Source organism: Collinsella sp. AF39-11AT, assembly GCF_003474585.1.
In the GTDB taxonomy this organism is placed as follows: Bacteria; Actinomycetota; Coriobacteriia; order Coriobacteriales; family Coriobacteriaceae; genus Collinsella.
The window spans coordinates 1-9,928 of sequence record NZ_QROG01000035.1; the positions used below are offsets into that span (position 1 = coordinate 1).

Consider the following 9,928-nt stretch of genomic DNA (forward strand, 5'->3'; position numbering starts at 1 on the left):
AAACATCTCGGGCGACTCGGCTCCGTTGCAGCTTGGAAGCAAGGCAGAGGCGATCCAGGCCGATTTGGGCGCCCTGCTCTCGGCGGCGCGGACGGGCGACGAGCAGCGCAGTTCATCGCGCCGTGTTTCATGCGTGGACGCTTAAATCAAAACCACCCCTAGAAGGGGTGGTTTGCTCTTAGGGTGTAACCCTTGGATTTCCGGCACGCGTCTAAAGGCGCCGGCCCTCACGGGGTTCGGGCCGCACTGCAGATTGACCCGTGACGGGCCGGTCAAACCGGCGCTATTTACGCCCCGGCCCCCTATCGAAGGGGTCCTCGTACTCCTTGGCGCTCAGCCGGTCGAGCGCGATGTCGGCCTTCTCCTGCTCCCGGATGTACTTCGCGATCGTGGCCTCGTTCAGGCCGACGGTGGACACGCAGTGGCCCTCGGCCCAGAACTTCCTGTTGCCGAACTTGTACTTCATGTTCGCGTGCCTGTCGAATACCATCAGCGAGCTCTTCCCCTTCAGGTAGCCCATCACGCTCGACACGCTGTACTTCGGCGGTATCGCCAGCAGCATGTGGACGTGGTCGGGCATCAGGTGCCCCTCGATGACCTCTATCCCCTTGTACTGGCAGAGCTTCCTGAAGATCTCCCCAAGGTCGGACCTTATTTGGTTGTAGATGACTTTGCGCCTATACTTCGGCGTGAACACGACGTGGTACTTGCACGTCCACTTCGTGTGCGACAGGCCGTAGGCCTTCTGGGCCATACGCCACCACCGCCCTCTCGACTCGGATTCCTTGCGGCCTGAACAATCGCAAGTGTCCGGCGAGGGGGCGGCTTTGTAAAGCCGTTTGGCCCCACCCGCATAGCGGGTGGTTTCTGATGCGGCGCGCTGCGCGCCCCGCACAGGCTAAAGCCTGTAAATAAAAATACCCCCGATTCCAAGTGGAAATCGGGGGTATCTCATCGGGTTGCTTTCAAGCAGTTTGCAAAACTGCAGGTCGCAGACCTTCATTGCTAGCAGGAGAAATGAGTAGTCTCGGGTGGCTTGCCCATGAGTTGACGAATAAGTTGGAGCTTCGCCATTGGCTCAATCGCTTCGCGCGCTCGATAAACTTGTTTAGTAAAAGGCGGATCGGTCACCGATGGACGCACGACGAGAAACACGTACCTCCAGTGGTTCAAGCACGGCGCGCGTGAGGATCTCTGCAAGCAACCGCCTGGTACGCTACTGTTGCCAGCGTGGCTTAGCGGACTGGCGAATCCCGCCCCGTGCGCGTCATCATCCAATCAAATGCCCTGGCAAGCAGCAGCACCGCCAATCACACTACGTTCTTACGGCGCCCTCTGCGATAAAATTAGCGAATTGTGTTTTCACCTCGCAGCTACGGAGACATTAGATGATTACTCTGGACAATCTTCGCGACGCACTTAGGGCTCTGTGCTACGAGCCCTCGGGCGACGGCACCGTTTATCAGAAATCCTGGGAAGAGACCAGCGCGCAAATCACGGTCGATTTTTCCAAGAAACGCATCGGCTACCCGAAAGACCTGGGGTTCAAAGTCAACAAAGACACAACTTGTAACTTTTCCGATAACGAGAACTTCGTCGTACTCGCCTGCGTAACCATGCTCCTCGACAAAGGATATCGCCCCGAATCACTTGAGCTGGAGCGCGAATGGGCCCTTGGGCACGAACAAAAGAGCGGCCGCGCTGATATCTGCATTAATGACGAGAGGGGCGACACACTCGCAATCGTCGAATGCAAGACCCCTGGAACCGAGTTCAAAAACGAATTCAAGAACATGCAGTCAGACGGAGGGCAACTCCTCTCCTATTGGCAACAAGAGCGCGCGACTCGCTGGTTGGTACTCTTTGCATGCGATTTCATCAACAACGAAATCGTGCCAGACCAGGTTTCAATTAACTGCAGCGATGACGAGAACTTCATCGCGCTCGCCAAACGCGATGACACCATTGCGCTCTACCGCGACGCCCATACAGTGGAACAGCTCCATCAAGTTTGGACGGAAACGTACAACCAACAAGTCGAGGGAAACATCCTCTTTGGCGATAGGTCGACGGCATACCACCCGATGGTTCCTCCCCTTCTCAAGAAGGACCTTGTCGACTTCAGGGCCGAAGACAGCATCGTCAACCGCTTCGAGGAAATCCTCCGCCACAACAACGTCTCCGATAAAGAGAACGCCTTCAATCGCCTTATCGCGCTCTTTATCGCGAAGCTCCAAGACGAGCTCTCGAAAATGCCAACCCAGGAGATTGAGTTCCAATACCGCCAAGGACGCGACACCTACGAAACGCTCCAGGACAGGCTCCAGAGACTCCACTCAGACGGCATGAGAAAGCTCATGCGGGAAGAGGTCCTGTACGTTCCCAACGACTACGCCGAAAACCTCATAAGCAACTATACGGGCCAGCACCGCAAGAAGCTCATCGAGGAGCTGAACGGCACGCTGCGCAAGCTCAAGTTCTATACCAACAATGACTTTGCGTTCAAAGACGTCCACAACGAGGAACTCTTTCTTCAGAACGGCAAGGTACTCGTAGAGACGGTGCAACTTCTACAGCCGTATCGCATCGTAGGAACTCAAGACATTCAATTCTTGGGCGACCTCTTCGAACAGCTCCTTAATCAGGGCTTTAAGCAAAACGAGGGCCAATTCTTCACACCTGTGCCCATCACCCGTTTTATTTGGAAGTCACTCCCACTCGACAGCATCGTGCAGGACGAGGCTGGTGCCGTGCACTATCCACGCGTTATCGATTACGCCTGTGGCGCGGGGCACTTTCTCACAGAAGGATTCGAAGAAATCTCCGACGCCGCATGCCAATATGATCCGACCATAGAGGATGACCTCGGAGACGCCGACTGGGTCAGAGACAATCTCGTCGGCATCGAGAAGGACTATCGACTCGCTCGCGTTTCCAAGGTCTCGTTCTACATGCATGGCGCAGGGCAGAGCAACGTGGTCTTCGGCGACGGACTTGAAAATTATCCCGACAAGGGAATCGACAGCCGAACCGACAGGGGACGCTTCGACATTCTTGTCGCCAATCCCCCGTACTCTGTCGCGGCCTTCAAACCGCATCTCAAGCTTCACAACAACGAACTCAAAGTGCTGGAAACCATCAGCGATAGCGGCTCGGAAATCGAGACCCTCTTTGTCGAGCGTGCGGCACAGCTTGTTCGGCCCGGAGGCTACGCCGCCATTGTCCTCCCCACCTCGATCCTCGACAAGAGCACGAGCTCGAGTTTCATGGCCGCACGCGATGTGCTTTTGAGCTCCTTCGAGATCGTCTCCATCGCCAGGTTTGGATCAGGCACATTCGCGGCCACAGGAACAAACGTCGCAATTATGTTCCTACGTCGCTTTGACGAGATCCCGCCCCGCAATGCGAACGCACTTGATTTCGTTGACGCTGTTTTTGAGCGCAGGAAGCTCACTGGTTGGAAAGACGAAAGCGCTTTCAACGCTTATCTCGACACAATTAATGTAGACGGAGATACTTACCGGGCTTTTCTCGCAGGAGAGGCTGGCTGGAACGAATGGGCAAACACTCGCCACTTCAACGTTTATTGCCATCTTTTCGAATCATCGAAGGAGCTCAAGACCCTTCGAAAGAGCAAGACTTGGAAGGCGGCCGACAAGAACTCACAGCTCAAAGCAGAGAACGAGCTGTTCTATCGCTATGCGCACAAGGAAGAGCGCAAACGCCTGCGCGTTTGGGGTCTCGTCTGCGGCGAACAGACGCTCATCATCAACTCACCTAACACGACCAAGGAAATCGCCTCTTTCCTTGGCTACAAATGGAGCAATCGCAAAGGCAACGAGGGGATACAGCCCATCGATGGTGAGGGCGTGCTCTATTCGGACGACGAATCGGACGACACGAACTCGCTAAGCGGCATCATCAGAGCATGGTTCTCCGGCGAGCAGGTTGAGCCCGGCGACCTTGCCCAGTACTACTACTATGCCAAGACCACCGATTTCATCGACTTTGATGCCGAGAAGTTCGACGAGACTCTTACGATTCCCCGCTCTTTCTACAAGCCCCGCTCGTTCGCCCAGGGCACCGTAGTCAAGACGCTTAGAGACATCACATCCTACGTTACCAACAGCGTGGCCCAGAGTTCCATCACCACCGACACTTACGTAACAACGGAGAACATGGTCAAGGATCGTGGCGGCATAACCGCCTATAGCGGAGAGCTTCCGGCAAGTGCTGGCACCGCATACAAGAAGGGAGACACGCTCGTCTCCAATATTCGCCCCTATCTGCAGAAGATTTGGCTCGCAGACCGCGATGGGGCGTGCTCCAAGGACGTTTTGGTATTCCGAAGCATAAATACCGACAGCCTATTGCCCGAGTTCCTCCATCTGCTCCTGTGGCAGAAGGACTTCTTCGACTACGATATGTCCACCTTCACGGGAACCGGCAGGCCTCGCGGAGACAAGAATGAGCTGCTCAAATACCCCATCCCAGTCCCGACGCTCTCCGAGCAGAGAGCCCTCATCGACGGTTTCAATCGCTTAACAGATGAAATCAATAGCAAAAGACAGCAAATCGCCGCTCTCAAGGAAAGCGTCAAATCACGGTTTGTAGAGGTATTTGGCGATCCGGTCGATGGTAAAAAATGGCCTTTCGTTAGGCTTGAAGACCTCTGTACCAAGTTGGGTTCCGGAGCAACACCACGAGGCGGCAAAACGGCATACAAGGCCGAAGGTGTTCCGCTGGTCAGAAGTATGAATGTTCACAACGGTCGTTTCGTGTGGAAGGACCTTGCTTGTATTGATGATGAACAAGCCGCAAAACTAGAAGGCGTCACGCTGATGAAGGGTGACGTGCTTCTGAATATTACTGGCGCTTCGGTTGCTCGTTCATGTCTTTTGCCGGATGAATTGGCTGGTGGACGTGTTAATCAGCATGTCTCAATTGTCAGAGTCGACCAAAAACGGATGCTGCCGGTGCTATTGAACACGGTGCTGATCAGTGATTCGTATCAGAGACTCCTGCTAAACGGCTCAAGAGCGGCTGGAGCAACAAGGGAGGCAATTACCAAAGAAGCTCTAAAGAGAATGACGGTTCCCTTGCCTCCCCTTGAGCTTCAGCAAGAGTTCGCCTCTTTCGTCGCTCAGGTCGACAAATCACGGTTTGTCGAGATGTTTAGAACCAAGACACACGCATCATGGCCAATCGAAACAATCGGCAACTACAGCATAGAAATGCACTACGGCACTTCAGCAAAAGCCGGCGCCGATGGCGATTATGTCTACATCCGAATGAACAATATCACCGACGACGGCATCCTTGACCTAACCGATACAAAGCGAATCACCCTAAAGGGCCAAGCTCTCGAAAATGCTACCGTCCGCTATGGCGATATGCTTTTTAATCGAACCAACAGCATTGACAAGGTTGGGAAAACTTGCGTTTTTCATCAGTCAGAGACCATGGTTATTGCTGGGTACATCGTGTGCGTAAGGTTCGCTGACCACAGCTCTGCCGAATATGTATCTGGTTACCTGAATTCAAAGGAAGGAAAGCGAGTCCTTCGTAATATAGCGAAGGGAAGTGTCCATCAGGCAAACATCAGCGCAGCAGACTTGGCCGCTATTCCCATTGCAATTCCCCCGTTGTCCCTCCAACAGGAGTTCGCCGACTTCGCTGCCGAGGCGGACAAATCGCAATTTATCATCCACCAAGATCTTCACGGCTTTTGAAAAGACAGATAGTTACATGTCCAACGCTACAGAAGCCCGAGGACCGTCGCCTTTGATAGCATCTCGTAGGCTCGCGGATATGTCTCTTTGTCGCGCTCGGCCATAAATGCCCAGTTCGCCGTCACGTCAGCCGCCCTCACCATAGCCACCTTGGAGGAGTCGACATAGGAGACTGGAATCTTGGGCAGCCAGTCGCTAAATACAGGAGGGTAGGAGGTCTGCCACGTTGGGTTGAACATGCCGCAGCGCAGCTCCTCATCAACCGATTCTGCCAGGTTGTACTTTCCGTCGATCGAAGTCGAATGCTCGTCAACCACAACAGAAACTGCATCAACCTCGCTCGCGGCAATTCCCTGAAGCCTCAGCGCGTCAACGATGCCGGACTTCACGCCACGCTTTAGAGCGTAGTCAAGATACCTTTGCTTGCGCCTTTTCGAGCTTGAATTCTCAGAGCAACTGCAACACCCCTGAGTAGTGGACCTCGTAGGGCGTCCTGAACCCCAGGCGCTTGTGGGGCCTGCGGTTGATGGCATCGTACACCCGCTCGACCTCCTCGTCCGAGACCGCAGAGAAGCCGGTCCCCTTCGGGAAGTACTCGCGCAGCAGACCGTCTGTGTTTAGTCAAGCCTGATTTTCGGGTTGGGGCTGCGGTGGAAATCCTGGTCCTCTTTTGGTCCAGGATTTCCACCGCAGCCCCAACCCGTAAATTGAACGCTATCAAACACAGATGCCGTCGCGAAGTCGATGTCGCGCGTGACGCGGCCGTCGGGGATGCGCGCGAGCAGCCCGCTTCCGCCCTTGAGGATAAACCGGCCGTCGGGGTTGCTGAACACCCTGCGCAGGAACCGGTCGCGCAAAGCCCGACGACAGCCGTCCCCGGGGTCACCGCCCCTGTCGCGAACGGCCCTCTTCAGGGCCCTGTCGAGCTGACCGCCGTTCTCGTACGTCATTCTTCCCGCCTCCTAGCTAACGAATCGTACAGGCTGGCCCCCGCCGGCATCCCGGCTTTTGCCCCCCGGCGTCGATTTTCTCCCTCAGCGCGCCCTCGTCTTCGACGAGGCCCCTTTCGAGCGCGTCCGCGAGCACGTTCGCGACCAGGCTCAGTTCCTCCCCGGAGTCTATCAGGTCCACCACCGTGAGCCAGGGCCTCGTCGCCGGGATGTCCGAGACGATCGCCACGTCCTTCGGGTCGAGGCGGCGCTTCCTGATGAATCAGGTTCGGGCGCTTAGTCTGCTTTCTCTCGGGCGTGCAGAACTCGTAGGGCGAGGGGCTGACCTCGCCGATGCCGTAGAGCCATGCAGCCGTCGCCCCCATGGCGACGGGGCGCCTCCCCGGGTCGATCGACAGTCAGGCCGCGAGGACGTCCTCCTCCCGCGTGCTCGGCGAGCCGCCCATGCGGTAGACGCCCTTCGCGAGCCTCTCTATGTTGCCGAGCCCTTCCAGCCTCGAGAGCGCGTACCGCTCGACGCCGAGCACCTTCGCCTGCACAGATGTGAAGAGCCCCCTTTGGGAAGAGGCGATGTCGTTGGTGGCTCGTATGACTTCGATTTATTCCATGCTTGCATTGTGGAAAATAATGCAACAATGCAAGCAATACGCTCAGAATACACGGCGTTATTCGGCGGCATTCGGGGTCACTGAAACTGCGGAAACCGATTTTCGCATTTCTTTATTCCCATTTGTTGACCTGGGCGAATGCAATTGAAGAGGGCTTGAATCCGCCTCGCAGTTTCAAGTCAGTTTCATCCGCTCGAAATCGGCCTTCGGGGGACCCGAATTGTGAATTATTCCCGCAGGGCCTAATTATTCCCGTACCGCCGAGTACTCCGTTGTACCGCCCAGTAGGGACACACGGGAATAATTGGGTCGTTTTCCCAGGTAGAGATGCAAAAAGAAAGCCCTCGAACCAAAGGGTTCGAGGGCTGTTATTCCCACTATTTCGCTGGTGGCTTTGGTTCTGCCGTCCCGTCATTCCAGTTGCACCCAGTTTTCGGCATCGACACGGAACGCGTGCCGCCGAATAACGCGATGTCGCGTTTCGTCGGCTTCGGGGACAAAAGTTGGGACAACCTCAAAAACTTTTTTCAAACTCAGGGCATTGAGTTTTTGTTTTTGTCCCAAAGGAGCTTCCGACCGTGATTCGGGTGCCCAATTGGGCGGAATCGCCCGTTTCTGAAACTCAACCGCAGCATCACGCGCAAGCCACTCGCAACAACTGCAAATGATTGGTCGCGAGCGGCTTCCAACGAGATTCCAAAGCCGCAGGTCAGGCGACTGCACTACTGACAGGGAAAGGGAGTCGTATCGGGCGGCTTGCCCATGAGTCGACGATGAGGCTTCCACCGAATGTCGAGGACATGCTGGTAAAATAGGCAATACTTTTTATGACAGGAGACCGAGCATGGCCGAACCCCACGATAGGAAGCCGATCCTCACGATCGAGCAGCAGATAGAGCACCTCAAGCAGAAGGGCGTAGCCTTCGAGCTGTGTTCCGAGGAAAAGGCCGCGGACTACCTGCGCGACAAGTGCAACTTCTTCAAGCTCGCATCCTACCGCAAACTCTTCTCGAAATACGAGGGAGGCCCGCGCGACGGCCGCTACGTAGACCTCGACTTCGGCCAGCTGCGCCTGCTCGCGGCGCTCGACCAGGAGCTGCGCCACGCCCTGCTCGGCATGACGCTCGACATCGAGCACTTCCAGAAGGTGACACTGCTTCGCGAGATGGAGGACCGTGGAGAGGACGGCTACGCCATCGTGGCCGACTACATGGCATCGCTTACCACTGCAAACAGGGAGTACCGCCTGCGCGAGCTCAAGATGAGCGGCCGCAGCCCCTACAGCTCGAGCCTCTACGCGAAGTACTCCGGCGACATGCCTGCCTGGGCCTTCCTTGAGCTCACCTCGTTCGGCACCCTCATCGACTTCGTGCGCTTCTGCGCCAGGCGATGGGGCGACAGGCGCCTCGAGGCCTCCCACTACGACCTCAAGCGCGTGAAGTCCGTCCGCAACTGCGCCGCGCACGGCTCGTGCCTGATCAACTGCTTCGCCGAGAGGGGCGCCGCCCGGGGCTCGGCGTCCAGCGGCGTCTCCCGAAGGGTGGCCGCCGTGGGAATTCCCAAGGCGACCAGGAGGAAGTGGATGGGGAATACGGCCATGCAGGAGGTCGCGACCGTGCTCGTGGCGCACTCCGGCTTGGTACCCGAGGGCTCCTCGCGCTCGCGCGCCGCATCCGAGCTCGCCGAGATGTTCGCCAGGGCCGACGGCGAAACCGAGGCGCTGCCCGGCAAGGGGCCCGACGCCGCAGCTCGCTCCGCGCTCGAGTTCCTTCGCAGGTTGACAGAATCGCTCGGGTTGGTAGAATAGCCTGCAGATAGCAAAACCTTCACGGTTTTAGGGGCGGACTTGCGCAAGCGACTCTGCCCTATTTTTATATTCACTCGCTATAGGAGACGGGTGATACCTGGGTCAATGACAGAACTGAGAAGCCCGGAATAATGGAGCCAGTTAGAAACCCTCGGGTTTGCGGGGCGGGATCGTGAGAGCGATTCTGCCCTATTTTTTCCTCCGTCTGCCCCAAACCAAGTAGTTCGAAGATAGCCTGTAGGTGTCCTCGTGGGCGCCTTTTATTTTCAGGGAATCGGCCGCTTCATGAACGAGCGACCGGCTTGACCTAGATCGAACCGCCTTCATCTCCGTCTAGGCGCCGGCAATCAACATCGTAAATCCGCGCGTGCTACAATGCGGGCATCAGAGATGAAAACACAGTCCCCGTCGGGTAGTCGCGGGCGTGCGGGGGTCCGCATCAGTAACCTGCCTCCTTGGTTGTCCCTTCTCTGCATGGTCATCTACATAAAGGAGGAACCAGCCATGCAGATCAGCGTGTCGCCCACCCTGACCGTATATCACGACGGCCAATTTTGGGTCGGGCTGGCGGAACACGCCGAGGACAGAACATACGGCGTCGCCCGCATCGTCTTCGGCGCGGAACCGTCCGATGAGGAAATCCTGCGATTCGTTACAAGCAAATGGGCGGAGCTCGCGTTCTTCGGTGGCGATCCCGCCGAGACGAGCAAGCCCGCAAAACCCCAAGCGCCGAGCCCGCGAGGCGTCGAAGGCCCTTAAGCAGCCGGCGATGGGCACCAAGGCGCAGCAGGCGCTCGCGAGTCAGCGGGAGGCGATGAAGCAGGAATCGGC

9 protein-coding genes and 1 pseudogene are annotated in these 9,928 nt (G+C 56.7%); 4 read left to right on the forward strand and 6 right to left on the reverse strand.

Going from position 1 to position 9,928, the window contains the following annotated elements; genetic code table 11:
• Positions 1-283: 283 nt before the first annotated feature.
• Positions 284-754: an IS200/IS605 family transposase gene (gene tnpA, locus DW037_RS09905; protein ID WP_117583303.1), complete on the reverse strand. Its 471-nt coding sequence runs from the start codon at positions 752-754 to the stop codon at positions 284-286.
• Between the two features lie 634 nt (positions 755-1,388).
• On the opposite strand from tnpA, the gene DW037_RS09910 reads away from it, so the two are divergent.
• Entirely contained in the window at positions 1,389-5,732 is a 4,344-nt protein-coding gene (locus DW037_RS09910) for a restriction endonuclease subunit S (RefSeq protein ID WP_118373241.1), read from the forward strand.
• Positions 5,733-5,758: 26 nt separating this feature from the next.
• Here DW037_RS09910 and DW037_RS09915 read toward each other — a convergent pair whose 3' ends face one another.
• The 5 genes and pseudogenes from DW037_RS09915 to DW037_RS09930 form a co-directional block, all read right to left on the reverse strand.
• Positions 5,759-6,121: a hypothetical protein gene (locus DW037_RS09915; protein WP_117583307.1), complete on the reverse strand. Its 363-nt coding sequence runs from the start codon at positions 6,119-6,121 to the stop codon at positions 5,759-5,761.
• Between the two features lie 58 nt (positions 6,122-6,179).
• Positions 6,180-6,350: pseudogene (locus DW037_RS10825) on the reverse strand (IS30 family transposase); the annotation flags it as partial.
• Entirely contained in the window at positions 6,350-6,682 is a 333-nt protein-coding gene (locus tag DW037_RS09920; RefSeq protein ID WP_117583308.1) for a nucleotidyl transferase AbiEii/AbiGii toxin family protein, read from the reverse strand. The gene DW037_RS09920 and the pseudogene DW037_RS10825, both read right to left, overlap by 1 nt.
• A 16-nt stretch (positions 6,683-6,698) precedes the next feature.
• Positions 6,699-6,911 (reverse strand): hypothetical protein, encoded by a 213-nt coding sequence (locus DW037_RS09925; protein ID WP_117583309.1) that lies wholly within the window; start codon positions 6,909-6,911, stop codon positions 6,699-6,701.
• A gap of 169 nt (positions 6,912-7,080) precedes the next feature.
• Complete coding sequence (locus DW037_RS09930; RefSeq protein WP_117583310.1) at positions 7,081-7,281, reverse strand: type IV toxin-antitoxin system AbiEi family antitoxin domain-containing protein; 201 nt, start codon at positions 7,279-7,281, stop codon at positions 7,081-7,083.
• A gap of 853 nt (positions 7,282-8,134) precedes the next feature.
• Between DW037_RS09930 and DW037_RS09940 the strand changes: the two genes are divergently transcribed.
• The 3 genes from DW037_RS09940 to DW037_RS10915 all read left to right on the forward strand — a co-directional run.
• A complete protein-coding gene (locus DW037_RS09940; RefSeq protein ID WP_117640141.1) occupies positions 8,135-9,097 on the forward strand; it encodes an Abi family protein in 963 nt (320 codons plus the stop codon).
• Positions 9,098-9,601: 504 nt separating this feature from the next.
• A complete protein-coding gene (locus DW037_RS09945; protein ID WP_199578370.1) occupies positions 9,602-9,856 on the forward strand; it encodes a YjdF family protein in 255 nt (84 codons plus the stop codon).
• Positions 9,789-9,928: DUF2992 family protein (locus tag DW037_RS10915; RefSeq protein WP_370448163.1), on the forward strand; the 140-nt coding region annotated here is incomplete at its 3' end. The genes DW037_RS09945 and DW037_RS10915, both read left to right, overlap by 68 nt.

What these genes read in the sequence shown, in the direction of transcription:
- tnpA (WP_117583303.1), bottom strand. Translation starts at nt 754, where the DNA reads ATGGCCCAGAAGGCCTACGGCCTGTCGCACACGAAGTGGACGTGCAAG.
- DW037_RS09910 (WP_118373241.1), top strand. Translation starts at nt 1,389, where the DNA reads ATGATTACTCTGGACAATCTTCGCGACGCACTTAGGGCTCTGTGCTAC.
- DW037_RS09920 (WP_117583308.1), bottom strand. Translation starts at nt 6,682, where the DNA reads ATGACGTACGAGAACGGCGGTCAGCTCGACAGGGCCCTGAAGAGGGCC.
- DW037_RS09940 (WP_117640141.1), top strand. Translation starts at nt 8,135, where the DNA reads ATGGCCGAACCCCACGATAGGAAGCCGATCCTCACGATCGAGCAGCAG.
- DW037_RS09945 (WP_199578370.1), top strand. Translation starts at nt 9,602, where the DNA reads ATGCAGATCAGCGTGTCGCCCACCCTGACCGTATATCACGACGGCCAA.